Annotated in this window: 22 protein-coding genes; 11 read left to right on the top strand and 11 right to left on the bottom strand. The window is 71.0% G+C overall.

Translation table 11 applies throughout. The features are described 5' to 3' along the window. Nucleotides 1-24 precede the first annotated feature (24 nt). The 3 genes from ACWGI2_RS39100 to ACWGI2_RS39090 form a co-directional block, all read right to left on the bottom strand. A complete protein-coding gene (locus ACWGI2_RS39100; protein ID WP_453398744.1) occupies nt 25-351 on the bottom strand; it encodes a plasmid stabilization protein in 327 nt (108 codons plus the stop codon). A gap of 633 nt (nt 352-984) precedes the next feature. After that, nucleotides 985-1500: a hypothetical protein gene (locus tag ACWGI2_RS39095; RefSeq protein ID WP_453700665.1), complete on the bottom strand. Its 516-nt coding sequence runs from the start codon at nt 1498-1500 to the stop codon at nt 985-987. Next, a complete protein-coding gene (locus tag ACWGI2_RS39090) occupies nt 1497-2084 on the bottom strand; it encodes a TetR/AcrR family transcriptional regulator (RefSeq protein WP_453700663.1) in 588 nt (195 codons plus the stop codon). Before ACWGI2_RS39090 ends, ACWGI2_RS39095 begins: the two co-directional genes overlap by 4 nt. Nucleotides 2085-2235: 151 nt before the next feature. On the opposite strand from ACWGI2_RS39090, the gene ACWGI2_RS39085 reads away from it, so the two are divergent. Both ACWGI2_RS39085 and ACWGI2_RS39080 read left to right on the top strand, forming a co-directional pair. Beyond that, nucleotides 2236-3699, top strand: coding sequence for an amidase (locus tag ACWGI2_RS39085; RefSeq protein ID WP_453700662.1), 1464 nt, complete (start codon nt 2236-2238; stop codon nt 3697-3699). Nucleotides 3700-4034: 335 nt separating this feature from the next. Beyond that, nucleotides 4035-5381, top strand: coding sequence for a TolB family protein (locus ACWGI2_RS39080; protein WP_453700660.1), 1347 nt, complete (start codon nt 4035-4037; stop codon nt 5379-5381). Nucleotides 5382-5442: 61 nt separating this feature from the next. Here the strand turns inward: ACWGI2_RS39080 and ACWGI2_RS39075 are convergent, their stop codons facing one another. Then, complete coding sequence (locus ACWGI2_RS39075) at nt 5443-6528, bottom strand: DUF5937 family protein (protein ID WP_453700658.1); 1086 nt, start codon at nt 6526-6528, stop codon at nt 5443-5445. Between the two features lie 99 nt (nt 6529-6627). Here ACWGI2_RS39075 and ACWGI2_RS39070 point away from each other — a divergent pair, with 99 nt between their 5' ends. The 3 genes from ACWGI2_RS39070 to ACWGI2_RS39060 all read left to right on the top strand — a co-directional run bounded on the left by ACWGI2_RS39070 (nt 6628) and on the right by ACWGI2_RS39060 (nt 9093). Beyond that, the gene (locus ACWGI2_RS39070) at nt 6628-7815 is read left to right on the top strand and encodes an MFS transporter (RefSeq protein WP_453700657.1); all 1188 of its coding nucleotides are present in this window, start codon (nt 6628-6630) and stop codon (nt 7813-7815) included. A 67-nt stretch (nt 7816-7882) separates the two neighbouring features. Beyond that, a complete protein-coding gene (locus tag ACWGI2_RS39065; protein ID WP_453700655.1) occupies nt 7883-8539 on the top strand; it encodes a helix-turn-helix transcriptional regulator in 657 nt (218 codons plus the stop codon). 32 nt (nt 8540-8571) lie between these two features. After that, nucleotides 8572-9093, top strand: coding sequence for a DUF3291 domain-containing protein (locus ACWGI2_RS39060; RefSeq protein WP_453700654.1), 522 nt, complete (start codon nt 8572-8574; stop codon nt 9091-9093). Between the two features lie 46 nt (nt 9094-9139). Here ACWGI2_RS39060 and ACWGI2_RS39055 read toward each other — a convergent pair whose 3' ends face one another. From ACWGI2_RS39055 to ACWGI2_RS39045, 3 genes are all read right to left on the bottom strand, one after another. Next, nucleotides 9140-10027, bottom strand: a complete 888-nt coding sequence (locus ACWGI2_RS39055; protein WP_453700653.1) for a SigB/SigF/SigG family RNA polymerase sigma factor — start codon at nt 10025-10027, stop codon at nt 9140-9142. A 42-nt stretch (nt 10028-10069) separates the two neighbouring features. Further along, entirely contained in the window at nt 10070-11011 is a 942-nt protein-coding gene (locus ACWGI2_RS39050) for a VOC family protein (RefSeq protein WP_453700652.1), read from the bottom strand. A 317-nt stretch (nt 11012-11328) separates the two neighbouring features. Continuing rightward, nucleotides 11329-12057, bottom strand: a complete 729-nt coding sequence (locus ACWGI2_RS39045; protein WP_453398733.1) for an alpha/beta hydrolase — start codon at nt 12055-12057, stop codon at nt 11329-11331. Between the two features lie 134 nt (nt 12058-12191). Between ACWGI2_RS39045 and ACWGI2_RS39040 the strand changes: the two genes are divergently transcribed. Both ACWGI2_RS39040 and ACWGI2_RS39035 read left to right on the top strand, forming a co-directional pair. Next, nucleotides 12192-12599 (top strand): YciI family protein, encoded by a 408-nt coding sequence (locus tag ACWGI2_RS39040; protein WP_453398732.1) that lies wholly within the window; start codon nt 12192-12194, stop codon nt 12597-12599. Nucleotides 12600-12607: 8 nt separating this feature from the next. Then, nucleotides 12608-13771: an RNA polymerase sigma factor gene (locus ACWGI2_RS39035; RefSeq protein WP_453700650.1), complete on the top strand. Its 1164-nt coding sequence runs from the start codon at nt 12608-12610 to the stop codon at nt 13769-13771. On the opposite strand, the gene ligD (ACWGI2_RS39030) is transcribed toward ACWGI2_RS39035, so the two are convergent. Then, complete coding sequence (gene ligD / locus ACWGI2_RS39030) at nt 13749-14759, bottom strand: non-homologous end-joining DNA ligase (protein ID WP_453700649.1); 1011 nt, start codon at nt 14757-14759, stop codon at nt 13749-13751. The genes ACWGI2_RS39035 and ligD (ACWGI2_RS39030) overlap by 23 nt on opposite strands. Continuing rightward, on the bottom strand, nt 14756-15427 hold the full coding sequence (locus ACWGI2_RS39025; protein WP_453700648.1) for a DNA polymerase ligase N-terminal domain-containing protein: 672 nt from the start codon (nt 15425-15427) through the stop codon (nt 14756-14758). Before ACWGI2_RS39025 ends, ligD (ACWGI2_RS39030) begins: the two co-directional genes overlap by 4 nt. 253 nt (nt 15428-15680) lie before the next feature. On the opposite strand from ACWGI2_RS39025, the gene ACWGI2_RS39020 reads away from it, so the two are divergent. From ACWGI2_RS39020 to ACWGI2_RS39010, 3 genes are all read left to right on the top strand, one after another. Next, entirely contained in the window at nt 15681-16562 is an 882-nt protein-coding gene (locus ACWGI2_RS39020) for an SDR family oxidoreductase (protein ID WP_453700647.1), read from the top strand. Between the two features lie 55 nt (nt 16563-16617). After that, nucleotides 16618-17523 carry a non-homologous end-joining DNA ligase gene (gene ligD / locus ACWGI2_RS39015; protein ID WP_453700645.1) on the top strand — a complete coding sequence of 302 codons (906 nt, stop codon included), beginning with the start codon at nt 16618-16620 and terminating at the stop codon, nt 17521-17523. Between the two features lie 66 nt (nt 17524-17589). Beyond that, nucleotides 17590-18774 (top strand): zinc-dependent alcohol dehydrogenase, encoded by a 1185-nt coding sequence (locus ACWGI2_RS39010; protein WP_453700643.1) that lies wholly within the window; start codon nt 17590-17592, stop codon nt 18772-18774. Between the two features lie 62 nt (nt 18775-18836). Here ACWGI2_RS39010 and ACWGI2_RS39005 read toward each other — a convergent pair whose 3' ends face one another. Further along, complete coding sequence (locus tag ACWGI2_RS39005; RefSeq protein WP_453700642.1) at nt 18837-19637, bottom strand: VOC family protein; 801 nt, start codon at nt 19635-19637, stop codon at nt 18837-18839. A gap of 232 nt (nt 19638-19869) precedes the next feature. On the opposite strand from ACWGI2_RS39005, the gene ACWGI2_RS39000 reads away from it, so the two are divergent. After that, nucleotides 19870-20115, top strand: coding sequence for a DUF6479 family protein (locus ACWGI2_RS39000; protein WP_453398724.1), 246 nt, complete (start codon nt 19870-19872; stop codon nt 20113-20115). On the opposite strand, the gene ACWGI2_RS38995 is transcribed toward ACWGI2_RS39000, so the two are convergent. Then, nucleotides 20106-20378, bottom strand: coding sequence for a WhiB family transcriptional regulator (locus ACWGI2_RS38995; RefSeq protein WP_453398723.1), 273 nt, complete (start codon nt 20376-20378; stop codon nt 20106-20108). The genes ACWGI2_RS39000 and ACWGI2_RS38995 overlap by 10 nt on opposite strands. Nucleotides 20379-20592 lie beyond the last annotated feature (214 nt).

The raw sequence follows: 20592 nt of genomic DNA, 5'->3' as shown, positions 1-20592 counted from the left end.
TGTGGCTGAGCCTGTGGCCGTCGGTCAGCGGCCGAGGGCCTTGGCCAGTTCCTGCTTGCTCATCGACGAACGGCCGTCGATGCCGCGCTTCTTCGCCTCCGCGTACAGCTGGTCCTTCGTCGGCCCCTGGGCGCCCCGGTGGGAGCGCTCGCCGCCGCGTTGCGAAGCGGACTTCTTGTCCTTGGTGGACGTCTTGCTCGCCGTTTTCGACTCGCCGGAGCGGGCCCGTTCCTTGTTCACGGTGCGTGCGGCGATCTCCTTCGCACGGCCCTCGGAGGTGCCGCGCTTCTCGGCGCCCTCCTTGATGTGCTCGTACTGACGCTCACGCTTGGCGCTGGAACCTTGCGGCATGACGTACTCCTTCCCGATCGGTGCGGTCCGCGCGACCGCACGCGCTGTGCGATGACCTTCCGCGTACCCCCGCGTACCCTCTGGTCGGCGCTCTTCACGCGAGCGACGCGGTCGACTCGACCGAACGGATGAGTGGATGAACGGCAGAGATCGTGGCGACCAGGACGCATCACGACGCATCACAAGGTGCGGCGGCTTCCCGTCGTCGACGGACACCGGCTCGTCGGCATGGTGGCTCTCGCCGACGCCCCGATCGTCGTGGGGCGGGCCCGGTACTCGTGAACACGTGAGCCGGCAGCTGTCACGGCAAGGCCGACTGGAGCCGCATCACCGACAATACGGCCCCAGCCTCCGCCCTCCAGGCGCGGCGGCGAGGCATCTCCCGCACCCTCGCACCGCCGGGGGCACCTCACGCGAGGGCCGATCGAGGGGGAGCCTCGGTCCCTCGCGTCCCCGGACGCTGCCGCACTCGGGCGGCGGCACCGGACACTCCCAGCCTCCCACTACGAGCGCGGCCTGTCCCCATGCCTGCACATACCCGGACGGAGCCCCTCCTCGACCGGAGCTCCGGGCGCCTGCCCGACAGGGCGCCGCTCCCGTCACGCGGGAGGCCGGACCTGCTCGCGTACCCCTTCAGGATCGGGGCTGACGTGCGGCTGTTCGCCAGCGCGGGGCATCGTCATCGGGGACGTCCGGCGAGGCGAAGTGGAACGGCACGCCGAGGTGGTCGGCCAGTGCCCGGCCGGCCTCGGTGGCAGCACCCGCGGGGGAGCGGCCAGGGCGGTGGTGAATGGTCGCCAAGTGGCCTTCCCCGTAGGGGTCGTCCAAGATCGCGACCAGCTCCACGAACCAGTCGTGCACGGTATCGCCGTCCCAGAGAGCCTCGACCGCAGCCACGCGGCCGGGGACAGCCCCGGCACGGGCTGCGAGCGAGGGGGGGTCGAGCGGATCGGGCTGCCTGCGCCGCACCCGGTCGCCAAGAGCCTCGTAGCGCGAGTGAACGACCAACTCCGCGTCGTGCAGCCCCAACCCCAGCGGACGCAGGGCCTCCCATACAGATCTGACTGCTGCTGTCCGGCGGTCGCGCAGCACATCCGCGTCGACCTCGCGGCGGGTCCGTTCCTCCAGGCAGGACCACCAGCCACTCATGGGGCCACGATTCTCTCGACGATTTTCATCAGCCGGTCCCCGGCCCGATCGATGCTTCCGTTCTGCGTGCTGACCTGCGCGCCTTCGAGTACGAAGGTGATCTCGGCCGCGGCCTGTTCGGGATCGGGCAGCCCGGCCTCGGCGCACATGCCGACCAGCCTGCGGGTCTGGTGTGCCTTGTGCTCCTCGATCACCTGCCGTGCGGGATGGCCGCGGTCCGGCAGTTCGGCGAGGGAGTTGATGAACGGGCAGCCCCGGTGCGAGATCGCCGGCAACCCCTCGGCGATGAAGCGGGCCAGGCCCAGGATCTGCTCCCTCGGCCGGCCGGGGTGTTCTGCCTCGACCCGTTCGAAGGCCGCCTGGTAGTCGGCAGCGACGATGCGCAGCCACTCCGCGACCAGTGCGTCCTTGGTCTCGAAGTGCCGGTAGATCGCCATCTTGGTGGTCTCGGCCCTCTCGGCGATCGCCTGGACCCCCACCCGCCGGATCCCCTCGCTCTGGAAGAGCTCTTCCGCCGCGTCGAGGATGCGCTCGCGAGGCGGCAGTTTCGCCACCCTGCTCGGCCTGCTGGCGGTCGATGCCATGACTACTCCGTGACGTCCGGTCAGTTGGGGGCTCTGTTCGGGGGCGCTGTGAGGGGCCTGCGATCCCTGTTACGGTACCAGTCCGTTCCGAGCGATACCGATCGGTATCATCAGGCACTCGACGGTATCGTTTCTTCCGCTGGGAGTGACAGTGAGAGTTTCCGAGTACGTGAACTTCGACGCGGTCGGGCTGGCGCGTCTTGTGGCCACAGGCGAGGTGACCCCCGCCGAACTGGAAGCAGCCGCCCGCGAGGCCGCGCAGGCGGTCGGGCCGCAGATCAACGCCATCGCGGAGACCTGGCCGGCCGATGAGGAGCCCATCCGTGAGCCAATCCGCGGCAGCGCACCGCTGGCCGGAGTCCCTTTCCTGGTCAAGGACATCGGAGTCTCCATGGCGGGGCGGCGCATGGAACTGGGCAGCCGGCTCGCGGCCGGCAACGTCGCCCGCGCCGACTCCTCCCTGATGCGTCGCTTCCGCCGCGCCGGCCTCGTGACGTTCGGACGCACCGCGACACCGGAGATGGCCTACAGCATCACGACGGAACCAGTGCTGTACGGGGCGGTCCGCAACCCGTGGGACCTGGAGCGGAGCGCGGGTGGTTCCAGCGGGGGCGCGGCCGCGGCTGTCGCGGCCGGGGTGGTCCCGATCGCCCACGCCACCGACGCCGCGGGCTCGCTCCGCATCCCCGCGGCCTACAACGGCCTCTTCGGTCTGAAGCCCACCCGCGGCCGGGTCTCCATGGGTCCCGACGTCGACGAAGTCTTCAGCGGCCTCGGCGTGCACGGCAGCGTCAGCCGCACAGTGCGTGACAGCGCCGCGCTGCTCGACCAGATACGTGGGCCGGAACCGGGTGACCCCTACTTCGCGACGGAGCCGCCCCGTCCGTACGCGGAGGAAGTCGCCCGCCACCCGGGCTCGTTGAGGATCGGTGTCCTCGCCGAGGCATGGGGCGGGCGCCGCACGGCGACACCAGTGGCCGACGCTCTCTCCCGCACCGTGCGTCTGCTGGAATCCCTCGGCCACCGGGTGGAGGAGGTCAAGGTCGGCCTCGGGGCCGACTGGGAGGAATTCGTCCTGGCCAACGCCCGTCTGATGACGGCGAATCTCACGGCCTTGGTCGACGAGCTGGCTGCCGCCTTCGACCGGCCCGTCGACACCTCGACCCTTGAGCCGGAGACCCTCGCCGGCTACCACTACGGGCAGCGGGTCAGTGGCACCCAATTCGTGAGTGCTCTCGCGATCCGGAACCGCGTCGCTCGAAGCCTGGCACGGTACTTCGACGCTCACGACGTCCTGCTCACCCCGACATTGCCGGAACTTCCCATGACCCTGGGTGCCTACGCCGAGGGCGGAGAGGCGCTGGACGGCCTCGGCTGGATCGACCGGCTCAACGACCGCTCGCCGTTCACCATGGCGTTCAATGTGGCGGGCACGCCCGCCATGTCCGTGCCGGTGACGGCCGACGCCGAGACGGGGCTCCCGGTCGGTATGCAGTTCGCCGCCGGATACGGGCTCGAAGGCCGCCTCTTCCGCCTCGCCGGGCAACTCGAACAGGCAAGTCCCTGGTCGGGCCGAACGCCCGCGGTGTGGGCAGGGGATCGGACGGGCAGCTGAGGCGATGGTTGCCCATTCCGCGCGAGTACGGCACAAAAGTCCGCCGAACCGCCTTGCCCCGCTGATGCAAGCGGCGCATCCGCACCGCGGAAGGCACGCGACACGTTGACCCCCGAGGTTGCACGGTGTTCGCTCACCTCCGGTGCACCTGGTCATGACCGATCGACTCAGTGGCTGATGGCGATGGCCGGGGTGTCCGGTGCGAGCGGGGGAGCCCCAAGGGGGAGCAGCGCACCGCGAACAGCGCACGGGGAACGACACGCTCTGCCACGCCCCGCCCTTTCCGAGCGCGCCCGGACGGCACACGGAGACCGCTGTCGACACAGGAGGAACCGATGACCGTTCATCAGCGCGCGACGGCCGCAAGCGCCGCGCTGGCCGCTCTCTGCGCCGTGACCGTACTGTCACCCGCCGGTGCGTCCGCGGCCCCCACCGCCGCGCCGCACACCGAGCGGGTGAGCGTCGGCCCGGAAGGAGCCGAGGGCAACGCCGCTTCCACGAACCCGGCCATCAGTGCCGACGGCCGCTACGTCGCGTTCGTCTCGGCGTCCCGGAACCTGGTCGCGAACGACACCAACGGCACGCCCGACGCCTTCGTCCGCGATCTGCGCACCGGAAAGACGGAGCGCGTCAGCGTCAAGAGCAACGGAAAGGCGAGCCACGGCGTCGTACGGGAGGTCTCGCTCAGTCCCGACGGGCGGTATGTGGTCTTCACCTCCACAGCAGACGATCTCGTACGCGGTGATCCGAACGACCTCGACGACGTCTTCCTGCACGACCGGAGCACCGGCAAAACTCAACGGATCAGCCCCACGGGCGCGGCCTACGACGGGCTTCGCAGTCACCTGACGTACGACCCGGTGGTCAGCGGTGACGGCCGTTACGTCGCCTACGCGTCGGGTGCCGAGGACCTCGTGGCGGGGGACGCCAACAAGCGGGACGACGTCTTCCTCTACGACCGCAAGAAGAAGACGACGGAGCTCGCGCAGCTCACCAACGCGGGCGGGCAGGGTGAAGGCGACGCGTTCGCCCCCGCGTTCGCGGGTGACGCCGGCGGCCGGTATCTCGCCTTCACCTCCAACGCCTCGAACCTGGCCGACGTGGAAGACCACAACTCCGCGACCGACATCTTCCTGCGCGACCGCGAGAAGGGAACGACGGAACTGATCACCGTTCCGCACGCCTACAACCGCAAGACCCCGTCCTGGGGCGCCGTCCTCAGCGGTGACGCCCGCTATGTGGCGTTCACATCGGCATCCAGGGTGCTCCGCCCGGAGGGACCGCCTCCGACCGGCTCGCGCAACGTCTTCCTCTACGACCGCGAGACCAAGCGCATGCGGTTGGTCAGCGCCGCCCCCGACGGCACGCCCGCCAACGGGGAGAGCGGCGACGTCTCGCTGAGCCGTGATGGGCGCTACGCGGTGTTCACCTCCGCCGCCTCCAATCTCGCCCCGGACGAGGACGGCGACAGCAGCGCGGACGTCTTCCTGCGGGACATGGAGACGGGGGAGGTACGGCTCATCAGCGGCGAGAGCGAGCCGGTGTCCGAGGACACCGCACCCGGGCCGCGGACCGGCGTCAGCGAGGACGGCGGCGCGGTGGTGTTCGACTCACCGGCCGGAAACCTCGTCCCCGGCGACACCAACAGCGCGGCCGATGTGTTCCTGCGCCGGCTGCGCTGACGCGCTGACGGATCACTGCTCGGCGCGGTGAGGGCCCCGGCCCCGCATACGTCCCGGCGTCCTAGCGCAGCACGGCCGACAGCAGGTCCGTGCCGAGTGCCGTCATCGCGGGCACGTTGAGGGTGTAGTGGATGTAGCGGCCCCGCCGCTGGGCTGTCAGCAGATCGGCGCGGCGCAGAACGGCGAGGTGGCGCGAGACCTCAGGGGGCGTCAACTCCCAGGTGTGGGCCAGCTCGCCGGTGGTGTGCGGGCCGCGGGCCAGGGTGCGCAGGAGGCGTAGCCGTACCGGATGGGAGAGCGCCTCAAGGCGTAGGCCGACCGTCTCCAGAGACACCGGCTCCGGCGGGTTCGGCTCGGCCACCGGGTACTGCACCACCGGCTGCCAGCCGGGCGCGTGGACCACCACCAGGTGGGGGCTGCCGAAGACGCTGGGGATGAAGGTGACTCCGGTGCCGTGGGCGGCGGTCGACTTGTCCTGCAGCTTGTCCACGGTGATGCAGTCGCCGTCCGGCGCCAGCGCTATCGCCCCGGAGACCGATGCGAGTGCCGCGCCGATGCCCTGGTGCTTCAACAGGTCGTTCTTCAGGCGGAGATCGGTGGCGAGCCGCGCGGCGACGCCGGTCCAGGCGGCGTCGAAGAAGGCCTCGGCGCACTGTTCGAGGGTGTGGCGCACCCGCGCCCGTACGGCGGCCGGGTCCGCGAGGAGCCGTTCCGCGAAGGCCTCTTGCCGTGCCCCGCGGGCCTGGGCCAGGTCCAGGGCCCGCTCACGCGCAGCCGCGTCGGTGAGCGGGGAGGGCGCGGAGAGGGGGATCCGGTTGCTGCCGCACGTGGTGACGAGCGCGGCGGTCACATACCTTTCGTCGTCGATCCGGTCCACGTCGTCCAATTCCTGGGCGAGGGTCTGCCGAGGGCGGGCGGGGAGCAGGAAGTCGGCCTGGGAGGAACGCCAGAGGAACTCCGCCTCCTGCAACCGTTCGGCCAGCTCCGGTCGCAGCCGGGCCCGGACGTCCGCGACCCAGTCGGCCAGATGCGGGTGGTGCCCGGGGGCTGCCAGCGCATGCAGCATCGCGGTCAGTTCGGCCAGCGGAGAGGCGGCGAACCGCAGCCGGTCGGACGGCAGGCCGCTGATGTCGATGCGCAACGTCATCCCTTCATCATCGCTGGTCGGATCGTCGGTGAAGGCGTCGGTTGACGGTCTCCGTCAACCGACGGGCGCCTCCGGTCGGCCGACCGCACGGTGAGCTCCATGCCAACGACCACCAAGATCCGGCCCCGCGCCCTCGTCCATGCCTCCGGAGGCCCCCGCTACGCCGTCGCCCTGACCGTGGACGCGCTCGGCACCGGCCTGCTGCGCCCCTTCCTGCTGCTGTACGGAGTGACGGTGCTGCGCCTGTCGGCGCCGCTGACCGGCATCGCGATGACGGTCGGTGTCGTGGCGAGTCTGGTGTGCATGCCCGCGCTCGGCCGCTGGCTCGACCGGGGCGCGCGCAGCACGGCCGTGGCGGCGTCGATGCTGGTGAGGGTTGCGGGCACGGCGTTCCTGCTGGCCGCCCCGGCGGGGAACGTCTGGCTGTTCGGAACGGCGGCGCTCTTCCTCGGCATCGGCAACCAGGCCTGGCCCGCCGCCCACGCCGCCCTGGTGGCCACGGTCTCCCACGGCCGGGAACGGGACGCGGCGCTCGCGGCGGGCCGCGCCCTGCGCAACGCCGGCATGGGTGTCGGCGCGCTCGTCGCCACCGCGTGCCTGGCGGGCGGAGCCTTGGCGTTGCAGGTCCTCGCCGCCGTCACGGGCCTCAGCTACATCGCCGCGGCCGTCCTGGCCTGGTCGGTCCGCGTGCACGCGGATCCCGCCGCGGACGCGGCCCGGGAACAGGACGGCGACGAGCCCGCGACCGGTATGCGCGCCCTGCTCGCCGCCAACGTGATCTACGTCTTCTGCCTCAACGTCCCTGAGATCGCGCTGCCGTTGGTCCTGGTGACCCAGCTGCACGCTTCCCCGGTGTGGTCCGCGGGCATCTTCGTGGCCAACACGGTGCTGGTGGTCACTCTCCAGGTGCCGGTCACCGTCCTGCTGTCCCGCTACCCCCGGCGGACCGTGCTGGCCCTTGCCGGTGTGGTCCTCGCCGTGTCGTATCTCGGCTTCCTCGCCGCCGCCTCGCTGGACCGCGGTTGGGCCGCTCCCGCCATCGCCGCGGTGTCCGTGGTCTGCACCCTCGGCGAGATCATCTACGCCGGCAGCGCCACCGCGCTGGTCACCGCTCTCGCTCCGGCGCGCGTCCTGGGCCGGGCCCTCGCCCGTTTCCAGCTCTCCACCGGCTTCGGTCTCGCCGTCTCTCCGGCAGTGATCACCGCCCTCGCGCCTCACGGTGCGGCCGCCCTGTGGGGCAGCCTCGCCGCCGCCACGCTGCTGTCCGCGTCCGCCGTCGCCCTCTGAACCGGGCCGTGATGGTGGGGGTGCCCGCCTTTCTATCTCCAACCTGCGTTGTTCCTAGAATGGCCGGGTGGAGGACATCGATGCGATCGCGGTGCTGCAGGATCCGGTGCGGCGCCGACTGTACGAGTACGTGGCGGCGCAAGGCCGTGAAGTGGGCCGCAACGAGGCTGCCGAGGCGGCCGGGGTGGCGCGCACGCTGGCTGCGCACCATCTGGACAAGCTGGCGGACGCCGGGCTGCTGGAGAGCGGCAGTCGCCGCCTGACGGGCCGCTCGGGGCCGGGGGCGGGCCGTCCCGCCAAGGTGTATACGCGGTCGCGGGCCGAGCGGACTGTGTCGCTGCCCGCCCGCGACTACCGCACCGCCGCCGAGTTGCTCGCCGAGGCTGCCGAGCAGGCCGGTCTCGACGCCGGGCTCTGCGCGGCCGCGCGCCGCAGGGGCGAGGCTCTGCGCGGTGCGGCGGCGCCCTGCGGAGACCTCGAAGAGGCCATGGAGATGCTGGCCGCGCGCGGTTATGAACCGCACGTGGAAGACGACAGTGTCGTCCGTATGCGCAACTGCCCCTTTCATGCCGTGGCCGAGCGCTTCCCGCCGCTCGTCTGCGGAATGAACCTCGCCCTGCTGGAAGGGCTGTTGGGCGCGGAAGGCCCTGTCCGCGCTCGCATGGACGCCCGGCCGGGGGAGTGCTGCGTGGTGCTCGAATCTTCTAAAAACAATATTGATTGACATAGAAAAGCGGGCTGTGCTGGGATGAGGCCATGACCGCATCCGCCGCGCACGGCGCCCACACCCACCACCTCGCCGAGCTCAACATCGCCACGCTCCTCCACCCCATCGACGACCCGCGCATCGCGCCGTTCGTCGAGTTGCTCGATCCGGTCAACGCCGCCGCCGACGACGCACCCGGCTTCGTGTGGCGGCTCGTGGAGGAAGGGGCGGCCGACGCCACCGGCCTGCGCCCGGCGGGCGAGGACGTCATCGTGAACCTGTCGGTGTGGCAGACCCAGGAGGCGCTGTGGGACTTCGCCTACCGCAGCGGGCACTTGGAAGTGATGCGCCGGCGCCGCGAGTGGTTCGAGCGGCACGTCGAGGCGCACATGGTCCTCTGGTGGGTCCCCGCCGGCCATCTCCCGACCGTCGGCGAGGCCCTGGAGCGGTTGGCGGACCTACAGGAGCACGGGCCGTCCCCGCGCGCGTTCACGTTCGCCTCCTCCTACACCGCGGCCGAGGTGAGTCTCGCGTCGCCGCGTCGTCCGCATGCCGAGAGCTTTCCCGGCTGACGGCGGCCCGGGTCCGGGCGGCGTGCTGCCCGGACCCGGATCCCTGCTAGTCGCGGGTGAGCAGACCGGTGCGGAGGGTGGCGAGGGTCGCCGACAGGAGTCGTGAGACGTGCATCTGCGAGAGACCCAGAGCGGCGCCGATCTGCGCCTGCGTCATTTCTTGGCCGAAGCGCATCTCGATGATGCGCCGTTCGCGTTCGCCGAGTTCGGCCAGGAGCGGGGCCAGGGCGTGCAGGTCCTCGAACACCTCGATGGCCGGGTCCTCCTCGCCCATGACGTCGGAAAGCGAGCGTCCGGTGGTGTGGGGCCCGCTCTCCTCTCCCTCGCTGCGCGGGCTGTCCAGCGATCCGGCGGCGTAGCCGTTGGCGGCCACGATCACCTCCAGGACCTGTTCCTCGGTCACCGCGAGGTCCGCGGCGAGCTCCGCGACCGTTGGTTCGCGGCCGAGCTTCGAGGACAACCGCTCCTGGGACTTGAGCAGTTGGAGACGTAGCTCCTGCAGTCTGCGCGGTACGTGCACGGCCCAGCTCGTGTCCCGGAAGTGGCGCTTGATCTCCCCGAGGATGTAGGGGACGGCGAAGGAGACGAACTCGAAGCCGCGGCTGGTGTCGAACCGGTCGATCGCCTTGATCAGACCCACGATTCCGACCTGGACGATGTCCTCCAACTGGCCGTTGCCGCGGTTGCGGTAGCGGCCTGCCACGTAGTGCACCAGGGAGAGGTTCATCTCGATCAGCGTGTTGCGCGTGTACAGGTAGGCGGGGGAGTCCTCCTCAAGTGTCCCGAGCTGTTCGAAGAAGAGCTTCGACAGCTCCCGGGCGTCCTTCGGCGCGACCTGGTCGGCCTCCTCGATCCACGGCAGCCCGCCGCTCCCTCCCCGCGCCGGTCCGCTCGGCTCAGCGGCGTCGTCCACGTCCGGCGCCTGCAGAAACATCGTCTGACCCCTCACTCTCTCGTCACTCTCGTTCTGCATCGCTCAGCTCGCGACGACCGTGAAGGGGTTGCCTTCCCGGTCCGCCAGCACGGCCTCGCCTCGGCCGCGGGGCCCCTGGGGCGGTGAGATGACGCGTCCACCCCACCCGGTGGCCGCCACGGCGGCCATGCCGACGTCGGCCACGCGAAAGCACGGATGCCAACCGGACGTCGCGGCGTCCCTGAGCGCGGCGACCGTGCGCAGCCCGTCGCGCACCTCGATCTGACCGTGGGTGTACTCCACCTCGCAGCTGTCGCCCGACGTACCGGCCCAGCCCAGTACGTCCCCGTAGAAGTAGGCGGCCGCGAAGATGTCCCGGGTGTGCAGTTCGAGCCGGGCGATTGGGCCCGCGCCCACCCGCCAACGCTGGTCGGGAGCCCGCTGACGCAGGCCGAACACCGCTTCCTGTGGGCCCGCCGCCACGGCGAGCCGCCCGGTCTCGGTGGTCAGCGGACCTACGGCGACGGTGGCGCCGCGCTCACGCAGCCGGCCCACCGTGGTGTCCACCTCATCGACACCGAAGTACGGGATCCATCCCGCGGAGACGCCCAGGTCGCACGTGGCCTGGCTGAGGGTTCCCACCGGCGCTCCGGCCCGCAGCGCCAGAAATCGCGCCCTGCCCGGCGCGCCCAGCAGCGGGACATGACACCACCCGAGGACCCGGGCGTAGAACTCCTTGGCGGCCTGGGCATCACCGGAGGCCAGGCTCAACCAGCACGGAGCGCCGCGCACCCTGTCCGAAGCACCCGGCGGCAGGCTCCTGCCCGGCAGGGCAGGCCGCCGCTCACCGGCCGGCGGGACCAGGCGCAGCCCTCCGGCCCGCCGGAACGGCCTGACGCCGCTCCACACGCGCCCCGCCTCCCGGCCCTGACCCCTGACGCGCGGAGCGGGCCTCTCTCGCCGTAGCTGCTCACGCTCGTCGCTCACACCGATGTCTTTTGGCATAGCGCCCTCTCCCCATCTGGTTCCGGCGGTCCTCGCCAGTGGTTCCGCAGAGGGCGGGCGCCATACCGGGACCTTCCTCACCCATCCCGGGGACCAAGGCCCTGTCCTGACCGGTGCCAAAGCCCCGTTCCCGTCCGTTGCCGGGTGGCATGCGAGGCAGGGGGAGCTCGGCCAGGGATGACGGACGATCGAAGGAGACCTACCTGATGCGCACCATCAGGCACTTGCGCCGCATGCTGTACGAGGCTGTGTGCCTCTCCAAGAACATCGACGGCCGTTCACCGACGGACAGCGGCGGGTGACGTCAGCCTCCCCGCTCACGGCTGCGTGGACGGCGGCACGAGGCCCGCTGTCAGGCGGGCTGTCTCTCGCCCGATGGCCGCTACGGAAGGGTCGTTCGCCGGTAGACACCGTCGCGCGGTGGGCTCGTGCACGCAGCCAAGGACCCCGGCATGGTCGGTGACCGGCTCGGACAGCTCGGAGTCCCAGCCGTGTGCGAGCAGGGCTTCGTGCAGTTCACGCGAGGAATCGACCGGCACGACCTCGTCCGTGGTGCCGTGCACGAGCCGTACGGGTATCGGAGTCACCGCCCGGCCGACTGCTTGGAGGGGCACGGTGCCCGTGGTGCGTGCCGGGCGCCGGTAGCCGCCCGCGATGCCCACCACCGCGGCGGGCCGCCAGCCGCCGAAGAGTTCCGGCCGCAGAGCCACACCCATCGCGGCGCAAGCCCCCGCCGACCACCCTGCCAACACCAACTGGCCGGGCCCGTCGATGAGTTCGCGTACGTAGTCGCGGCCGAACCGCAAGGCGTCGGTGAGATGTTCCCGGCCGCCGTCGGGCCGGTCCGAACGCCAGTCGGGGACAAGGACGGTGGGACCCGACCGGGCGATCTCCTGGGCCAGTGAGCCCATCACGTCCCGCTCATCGGGCCCCATCCCGTGCCAGAGCAGCACGCACCGGTCGTCCTGCTGCCCGGAGGCGTAGATGTCGAGGAGTTTGCCGTCGCCGCCGGTGGCGTACCGCACGGTCCGGGTCGTGATCGTCAAGTCCGTTCCTCAAGTCCGTTCCTCCCGCGGCGTTATTCAAGAAAAGTCGCGCGGCGATGTCGAGAACTCGTGTCCGGCTCCGTCCCCGTGGTGAACGCGACCACAATAGGTCGCATCAGCCCGAGGAGAACACCATGGCCAAGTACCTGCTGCTCAAGCACTACCGTGGCGCCCCGAGTGCGGTCAACGACGTGCCCATGGAGCGCTGGACGCCCGAGGAGATCTCGGCCCACGTGAAGTACATGAACGACTTCGCGGCCCGGCTGGAGGAGACCGGCGAGTTCGTCGACGGCCAGGCGCTCGCCCCCGAGGGGACGTTCGTCCGGTACGACGGAGAAGGCCGCCCGCCGGTCACCGACGGCCCCTTCGCCGAGACCAAGGACCTCATCGCGGGCTGGATGGTGATCGACGTCGACGACTACGACCGCGCCCTCGCACTCGCCGGGGAACTGTCGGCCGCCCCCGGGGCAGGCGGCAAGCCGATCCACGAGTGGCTCGAGATCCGCCCGTTCCTGGGCGCGAAGCACACCGTCACGGAGTGACGCCGGAGATGGATGAAGCCCGGCTTCGGAGTCTGACACCGAGCGTGCTCGGAATCCTCGTCCGCCGCGGAGCCGACTTCGCGGCGGCCGAGGACGCCGTACAGGACGCCCTGGTCGAGGCGGTCCGCGTCTGGCCGGACGACTCGCCCCGGGACCCGAAGGGCTGGCTGGTCACGGTGGCCTGGCGCAAGTTCCTCGACATGACCCGGGCGGACACCGCACGCCGCCGGCGTGAGGATCTCGTCGACGAGGAGCCCGCGCCCGGACCCGCCCCCGCCGTGGACGACACACTCCAGCTCTACTTCCTGTGCGCCCACCCGAAGCTGACGCCGTCCTCCGCGGTCGCGCTCACCCTGCGCGCCGTCGGCGGCCTCACCACCCGCCAGATCGCCCAGGCCTACCTGGTCCCCGAGGCGACCATGGCGCAACGCATCAGCCGGGCCAAGCGCACCGTCTCCGACGTGCGGTTCGACACGCCCGGAGACGTCGCCACCGTGCTGCGCGTCCTCTACCTGGTCTTCAACGAGGGCTACTCCGGTGACGTCGACCTCGCCGCCGAGGCCATCCGGCTCACCCGGCAGCTCGCGGCCGCGATCGACCACCCGGAGGTGGCGGGCCTGCTCGCCCTCATGCTGATCCACCACGCCCGGCGCGCCGCACGGACCGCGCCCGACGGCAGCCTGGTGCCGCTCGCCGAGCAGGACCGCAGCCGGTGGGACACCGAGGCGATCGCCGAGGGCATCGGGATCCTGCACGGGGCCCTCGCCCGTGACCGCCTCGGCGAGTTCCAGGCCCAGGCCGCCGTCGCGGCACTCCACGCCGACGCGCCCACCGCCGAGGAGACCGACTGGGTGCAGATCGTCGAGTGGTACGACGAGCTCGTACGCCTGACCGACAGCCCGGTCGTGCGGCTCAACCGCGCGGTGGCCGTCGGCGAGGCCGACGGACCGCGCGCCGGTCTGGCGGAGCTCGCGGCCCTGGACGACGCGCTGCCCCGCCACGCCGCCGTGGCGGCGTACCTCCACGAGCGCGACGGTGATCCGGCGACGGCGGCACGGCTGTACGCCGAGGCGGCCCGGAAGGCGCCCAACCTTCCCGAACGCGACCACCTGACGCGCCAGGCCGCCCGGCTCAACGCGGCCGCGGAGTTCAGGGCCCCCCGCGCTCCCTGACGACATCGGCCGGACTCTTGTCGTCCCGCAGCCCCTGGAAGCGGGGGTGGCGCAGCATGCCGTCGCGTGTCCACTCGGTGAAGGCGACCTGGGCCACGAGGCGCGGCTGGGCCCAGTGTGCGGTCCGCTCCGGGACCGCGTCCGCGAACGGCGATTTCGGCACCTGGAGTTCGCCGAGTCGGCGTCGCAGGGACATCAGGGTGCGCGCGTCGAACCCGGTGCCGACCTTGCCCGCGTAACGCAGCCGCCCGTCCTCGTAGTAGCCGATGAGCAGCGCGCCGATGCCCGTCCGGCTGCCCGTGGGCTCGGTGAACCCGCCCACCACGAACTCCTGGCCCCGGGAGCACTTCAGCTTGAGCCAGTCGCCCGAGCGGCGCGCCTGGTAGACGCTCTCGGCCCGTTTGGCGATGAGGCCCTCCCAGCCGCGCCGGCACGCGTCGGCGAGGAGTTCGGGCCCGCCTTCGTTGCGATGGGTGTTGAACCGCAACGGCGCGGCGAACGCGAGGGAGCGCCGCAGCAGGGACTTGCGGGTGCGCAGCGGCAGCCGCCGTACGTCCATGCCGTCCAGGCGCAGCAGATCGAAGACGTAGTACGTCACCGCGACCTTGGTCGCCGCGACGTCGGCGGGCCTGGTGAGCCCCATGCGCTGCTGGAGCAGCGCGAAGTCGGTCCTGCCGCGTGAGTAGGCGACGATCTCTCCGTCGACCGTGAAGTCCGCGCAGTCCTGTCCCGCGAGCGCGTCGACGATCTCCGGGTACGTGGCGTCGAGCCGTCGCCCCGACCGGGACCGGAGCGTCAGCGTGCCGTTCTCGCGCACCGCCAGTGCCCGGACGCCGTCCAGTTTCCGCTCGAAGATCCAGCCGTCCGGGAAGTGACGCAGGGTGGTGAGCGTCGCCAGCATCGGAGAGGCCGCGAGTTCGACGCCCGGTGCCGCCTCGCGGGTGCGGCCGACAAGGCCGGGCGGCAGCGTGTCGAGGAGGCCGGTCATCCCCGCTCACCGCCGTTGGAATGCCATGTCGGCGCGTCCGGAGCCTCCGCGACCTGGCGCAGCGTACGGCCGCTGCGTGCCGACCGCGCCCGCCGTGGATCGGGGGTGCCGCCACCCGAATGGTGCCCGGTCCGTACCAGCAGCCAGGTCGGCTTCGCGGAGGACCTTCCGCTCTTCTCCTCACGGCTGTGGAAGCGGGTGAGCGCGTACTCCCCGCGCAGTTTCTCGCCCCGCAGATCGAACGTGGCGTGACCGTTCTCCAGGGCCTGCCCGAACGGCACCGGCCGGTTCCGCTTGTCGTGGCTGGTCGGGCGGTACGTGCCGCGGTCCCAGACGATGACGGTCCCGCCGCCGTACTCGTCCCGAGGGATCACCCCCTCGAAGTCCCGGTACTCCAGGGGGTGGTCCTCGGTGGGGATGGCGAGCCGCTTGTCGTGCGGGTCGGTGGAGGGCCCCTTGGGGACAGACCAGGACTTCAGTACGCCGTCGACCTCCAGGCGGAAGTCGAAGTGCACCGTGCTCGCGTCGTGGATCTGGACCACGAACGTGGGCTCATCGGCCGGAGTCCGCCCGGCCTCGTCCCGCGTCCCGCGCTCGCCGCGCGGTTCGCTCGTCCTGTCGAAGTGCCGCTTGTCCCGGTAGGTCCGCAGCCCGTCCTTGTCGCTCACCTCAGGTCCCTTCTGCCGACTGGTCCGGAGGCCCCGTACAGGCTATGCACCCCCGATCCCACCCGCACGGCGAGCGACCGGCGCCGGCACTCCCCGGGGACCGGAATGTGTGGGACCGCGGCCCGCGGGACACCCGGTGCACCGATGACTCGCGTTCGCGCAGGTCGTACGCCGTGAGCGGCGTCAGGCGTTCGCGCCCCGGAGCGGTGCGGAGCAAGCTGGAGAGAGTGGCCCCGAGGAAGGAAGAGCACCGATGGGTGACACCCCGCAGGACCCGACGACGAAGCACCCCCGGCCGGAGTTCGCACAGCAGGACCAGGAGCCGCCGGGCTGGACGGGACCGATGGACCCGCCCCCCGACCACGGCGAGGAGTCCTACGTGGGGAGCGGGCTGCTGCAGAACCGGGCGGCGGTCGTGACCGGCGGTGACTCCGGCATCGGCCGGGCCGTCGCTCTCGCCTACGCACGCGAGGGCGCGGACGTCCTGTTCACCTACCTGCCCACGGAGGCGGAGGACGCCCAGGAAACGGCCCGCCTCGTCGACAAGGCGGGGCGCCGCGGTCTCGCCGTGCCGTGCGACATCCGGGAGGAGGAGCAGTGCCGCCGCCTCGTGGAGCGAGCCGTGGCGGAGTTCGGGCGCATCGATGTCCTGGTCAACAACGCGGCGTATCAAATGTCCCAGCCGCAGGGCATCGGGGACATTTCCACGGAGCAGTTCGACCGCGTCGTGCGCACGAATCTGTACGGCATGTTCTGGCTGTGCAAGATGGCCGTGCCGCACATTCCCTCGGGCGGGTCCATCATCAACACCACGTCGGTGCAGGCCTACAAGCCGAGCCCGCACCTGCTCGACTACGCCATGACCAAGGGCGCCATCGTCACGTTCACCCAGGGCCTCGCGCAGATGCTGGTCGAGAACGGCATCCGGGTCAACGCCGTCGCTCCGGGACCGGTGTGGACGCCGCTGATCCCGGCCACGCTGCCGGACACCAAGGAGTTCGGCAAGCAGGCCCCGATGGGCCGCCCCGCCCAGCCCGCCGAGATGGCGCCCGCGTATGTGTTCCTGGCCTCGGAACACGCGAGCTTCATCACCGCGGAGGTCATGAACGCCACCGGAGGCACGCCGCTCCCGTGACTGGACCGGGGGAGTGGAGAGGCAGCGCAAGCATCGGTGCGAAGGAGGCGGCGACGTGAGCTCCACCGTTGACCTACAGGTCGGGCGACGCAAGATCGAGGTGAAGCGGGCCGAGAAGGAGCTGTTCCCGCAGGACGGCATCACCAAGGCCGATCTCGCCGAGCACTACCGGCGTGTGGCACCGCGCATGCTGCCCGAACTGCGCGGCAGGCCGCTGATGCTGGAGCGGATGCCGGACGGGATCGACGGAGACCGCTTCTACCAGAAGGAGGTCTCCGACTACTTCCCCGACTGGATCAACCGCGCCACGGTGGCCAAGGAGGGCGGCGAGGTGACGCATGTGGTCTGTGACGACACGGCGACCCTGGTCTATCTGGCGGGCCAGGCATGCATCACCCCCCACCGCTGGCTGAGCCGCGCCGACCGGCCGCGCCGCCCCGACCGCCTGGTCTTCGACCTCGACCCGCCCGCCGACGACTTCGAGCCCGTACGCGGTGCGGCACACCGCCTGCGCGATCTGCTCGACGAGCTGGACCTTCCGTCGGGCCTGATGACCACGGGCTCACGCGGTCTGCACGTCGTCGTCCCGCTGAACCGGCGCGACGACGCCGACGACGTGCTCGCGTTCGCCCGCGCCGCCGCACAGGCGCTGGCGGCGCGGCACGAGAAGGAGCTGACGACCGAGCCCCGCAAGGACGCACGCAAGGGGCGGCTGTATCTGGATGTCGCGCGCAACGGCTACGCCCAGACCGTGGTCGCTCCGTTCGCCGTCCGCTCCAGGCCGGGCGCCCCGGTGGCCGTGCCGCTGAGCTGGGACGAGCTGGACGCACCCGGGCTGACCGCCCGCCGCTGGACAGTGACCGACCTCGGCGACCGCCTCGACAAGGACCCCTGGGCGGGACTCGCCCGTCACGCGCGCGGCGTGACCGCGGCCGCCCGGCGCCTGCGAGAACGTACGTAGGCCTGACGGCCCCCTCACGGGAGACCCGCAGGGGGCCGAGCGCCACCGCTACTGGAGGAGACCCCGATGCGCGCACTCACCTGGCACGGCAAGCGAGACGTCCGTGTCGAGACAGTCCCCGACCCCGTGCTCAAGGACCCGACCGACGTCATCGTGCGGGTGACGTCCACCGGCGTCTGTGGATCCGACCTGCATCTGTACGAGGTCCTGGGCCCCTATATCGATCCCGGCGACATCCTGGGTCACGAACCGATGGGGATCGTCGAGGAAGTCGGCCCGGACGTCACCGAACTGTCGGCGGGCGACCGAGTGGTGGTGCCGTTCAACATCTCCTGCGGGCACTGCTTCATGTGCGACCGGGGTCTGCAGTCGCAGTGCGAGACGACCCAGGTCAAGGAGCGCGGCACGGGCGCCGCCCTCTTCGGATACACCAAGCTCTACGGTCAGGTGCCCGGCGGGCAGGCGGAACTCCTGAGGGTGCCGTTCGGCAACACCCTGCCCATCAAGGTGCCCACGGGCCCGCCGGACGACCGGTTCGTCTTCCTCTCCGACGTGCTCCCCACCGCCTGGCAGGCGGTGGAGTACGCCGACATCCCGCCCGGCGGCACGGTGACCGTCCTGGGACTCGGACCGATCGGCGCCATGGCAGCGCGCATCGCACTTCACCGGGGCGCGAGCCTCGTCGTCGGCGTCGACCTGGTGCCCGAGCGGCTGAGCCGCGCCTACGGTGACGGCGTCAAGGCCCTGGACCTGCGCCGCTACGGCAAGGACCTCGGCAACGCGATCCGTGACCTGACGGACGGGCGCGGCACGGACGCCGTCATCGACGCCGTGGGAATGGAGGCACACGGCGCGCCTCTGGCCAAGGCGGCCCATTGGGGTGTGGGCCTGCTGCCGAACGCCGTGGCCGAAAAGCTCATGGACCGCGCCGGCGTCGACCGCCTCGGCGCCCTCCACGCGGCGATCGACATCGTCCGGCGCGGAGGCACCGTCTCCATCTCCGGTGTCTACGGCGGTGCGGTCGACCCCATGCCGCTCCTGACCATGTTCGACAAGCAGATCCAGCTCCGCATGGGGCAGGCCAACGTCAGGCACTGGGTGGACGACATCCTGCCGCTCCTCACCGACGAGGACCCGCTCGGAGTCGACGACTTCGCCACTCACCACATGACCCTGGAAGACGGTCCCAAGGCGTACCAGATGTTCCAGGACAAGGAAGACGGGATGATCAAGACGCTGCTCAAGCCCTGAGCCGCCTGGGCCGGGGGCCGTCCGCGATCTCGCCCCGGCGGCTTCTCACCGTGGGCAGCTTCTCACCGTGCCGGTTTGGAGTTCACCACGAAGCGCGCCCCGTCCGGATCGCTCAGGATCGCCTCCGTCGCACCCGCCGCGCCCTGGAGGACACTGCCGCCGTGGGCTCGCGCGGCCCGGGCGCAGGCATCCACGTCGTCGACCGTGAAGTGGATCTGCCAGTGGGGCCGGATCTCCGGATCGGGCGCGGATTCCACCGCGCCCGAGTGGATGCGGGCCACGATGTCGCCCTGGCTGCGCAGGACGACCCTCTCGTCCTCGTAGTGGACCTCGCAGCAGCCCGAGACCGAGGACGCCCAGCCGAGCACCTCCGCGTAGAAGATGGCCGCGTCGAAAGCATCCCGGGTGTAGAGCTCCACGAAGACCGGGGCCGCGCTGCGCCATTCCTCCCAGTCGGCCACCAGCTCGCCCTCCCAGATGCCGAAGACCGCTCCCTCGCGGTCGGCCAGCAGAGCCGCACGCCCCGGAGGGAACGAGATGGGCCCCACGGCGGTCGTCCCCCCGCGCTCCTGGCTGCGGGCCACGGTCTCGTTCGCGTCGGAGGCGGCGAAGAAGGGGGTCCATGCGACGGCCGTCCGCCCGATGGCCTCCACGGCGGAGACTCCCGCCACCGGCACTCCATTCACACTCGCAAATCTGTACTGGTCGCCCAGCTTTCCGATGCGCCAGTCCCATCCCAGTACCGCGTGGTAGAACTCCTCCGCGGCCGTTAGATCACGCGTGGTCAAGCTGACCCAACAGGGTGCGCCGAAGACCGAGCTGCTGACTACGTTGTGGCTTGCAGGTGCCTTATTGCTGTTCATCTTCGTACCGTTCTGAGGTCGATGGACGCCCCACCCCCTTCGGACTACTGGCGCCCGACCCTGTGGGCCGGAAGACGACCCGCGTCAGCGGCCCGCGCCCGTGATCCCTTCGGCTCCATCATCCCCACCGCCGGGCCTCACGTCGCGCTGTGTTGCTGGCTTCGGGCGGACGTCTCGGTGAACCCGTCCACCGGCGGGAGCGATTTCTCCCCAGATGGGGTACATGAGTGCTATGAGCACTCACAGCTATACCGTTCTGGCCATCGAGGGCGGCGGCGCGCTGATCTTCATTATCGTCGGCATCGCTGTGGTCGTCGGACTGCTCGCCATGTTCGTCAGCGGACGGCGCCGCGCGGCCCGCCGCACCGAGCCCACCACACCCGCCTACGACGCCGACCCCGCCAGCGGTGAAGCCCAGCGCGGCACCACCTGGCAGACCCCCGACGACGACCCCGAGCAGGGACACCCTCACCCCTGAGCGCGCCGCGACGAGGACACCTGGCGCCGGGCCTCGCGGCGGCGCAGCATCGCCGTGCGCTGCACCTCGTCGGTGCCGCCCCACACGCCTGACTGCTGGCGGGTGTCCAGGGCCCACTCCAGGCATTCCGCGCGCACCGGGCAGCGTGCGCACACCTCCTTGGCGCGCAGGGTCTGCGTCGCACCGGCGCCCAGGGCGCTCACGGGGAAGAAGAGTTCGGGATCCTCCTCCGTGCACGCCGCTTCCTGCCTCCACCACTTCATTGCCCGTACTCCCGTCCTGACGACGTGACTTCGAGATGTCCTCGGGTGGTCCGAGTGACCGGCCGGGCGGGTCTGTAAACCGGGTCGGCAGTGCTCGCTGGGGCCGAAGGGGCGGTTTCGGCCTCCTCGGCCGACCTTGACGGTGCGGTCCGACGGAGGGTTCTCTCGCTGGAGATGAGGTGCGGGAGCGTCCTTCACCAGGAGGGGAGACACC

This window comes from Streptomyces sp. NPDC054866, from assembly GCF_053610745.1.
This window is presented reverse-complemented; position numbering and strand designations above follow the sequence as displayed.

What these genes read in the sequence shown, in the direction of transcription:
- ACWGI2_RS39100 (WP_453398744.1), bottom strand. Translation starts at nt 351, where the DNA reads ATGCCGCAAGGTTCCAGCGCCAAGCGTGAGCGTCAGTACGAGCACATC.
- ACWGI2_RS39095 (WP_453700665.1), bottom strand. Translation starts at nt 1,500, where the DNA reads ATGAGTGGCTGGTGGTCCTGCCTGGAGGAACGGACCCGCCGCGAGGTC.
- ACWGI2_RS39090 (WP_453700663.1), bottom strand. Translation starts at nt 2,084, where the DNA reads ATGGCATCGACCGCCAGCAGGCCGAGCAGGGTGGCGAAACTGCCGCCT.
- ACWGI2_RS39080 (WP_453700660.1), top strand. Translation starts at nt 4,035, where the DNA reads ATGACCGTTCATCAGCGCGCGACGGCCGCAAGCGCCGCGCTGGCCGCT.
- ACWGI2_RS39075 (WP_453700658.1), bottom strand. Translation starts at nt 6,528, where the DNA reads ATGACGTTGCGCATCGACATCAGCGGCCTGCCGTCCGACCGGCTGCGG.
- ACWGI2_RS39070 (WP_453700657.1), top strand. Translation starts at nt 6,628, where the DNA reads ATGCCAACGACCACCAAGATCCGGCCCCGCGCCCTCGTCCATGCCTCC.
- ACWGI2_RS39060 (WP_453700654.1), top strand. Translation starts at nt 8,572, where the DNA reads ATGACCGCATCCGCCGCGCACGGCGCCCACACCCACCACCTCGCCGAG.
- ACWGI2_RS39055 (WP_453700653.1), bottom strand. Translation starts at nt 10,027, where the DNA reads ATGTTTCTGCAGGCGCCGGACGTGGACGACGCCGCTGAGCCGAGCGGA.
- ACWGI2_RS39050 (WP_453700652.1), bottom strand. Translation starts at nt 11,011, where the DNA reads ATGCCAAAAGACATCGGTGTGAGCGACGAGCGTGAGCAGCTACGGCGA.
- ACWGI2_RS39040 (WP_453398732.1), top strand. Translation starts at nt 12,192, where the DNA reads ATGGCCAAGTACCTGCTGCTCAAGCACTACCGTGGCGCCCCGAGTGCG.
- ACWGI2_RS39035 (WP_453700650.1), top strand. Translation starts at nt 12,608, where the DNA reads ATGGATGAAGCCCGGCTTCGGAGTCTGACACCGAGCGTGCTCGGAATC.
- ligD (WP_453700649.1), bottom strand. Translation starts at nt 14,759, where the DNA reads ATGACCGGCCTCCTCGACACGCTGCCGCCCGGCCTTGTCGGCCGCACC.
- ACWGI2_RS39020 (WP_453700647.1), top strand. Translation starts at nt 15,681, where the DNA reads ATGGGTGACACCCCGCAGGACCCGACGACGAAGCACCCCCGGCCGGAG.
- ACWGI2_RS39010 (WP_453700643.1), top strand. Translation starts at nt 17,590, where the DNA reads ATGCGCGCACTCACCTGGCACGGCAAGCGAGACGTCCGTGTCGAGACA.
- ACWGI2_RS39005 (WP_453700642.1), bottom strand. Translation starts at nt 19,637, where the DNA reads ATGAACAGCAATAAGGCACCTGCAAGCCACAACGTAGTCAGCAGCTCG.
- ACWGI2_RS39000 (WP_453398724.1), top strand. Translation starts at nt 19,870, where the DNA reads ATGAGCACTCACAGCTATACCGTTCTGGCCATCGAGGGCGGCGGCGCG.
- ACWGI2_RS38995 (WP_453398723.1), bottom strand. Translation starts at nt 20,378, where the DNA reads ATGAAGTGGTGGAGGCAGGAAGCGGCGTGCACGGAGGAGGATCCCGAA.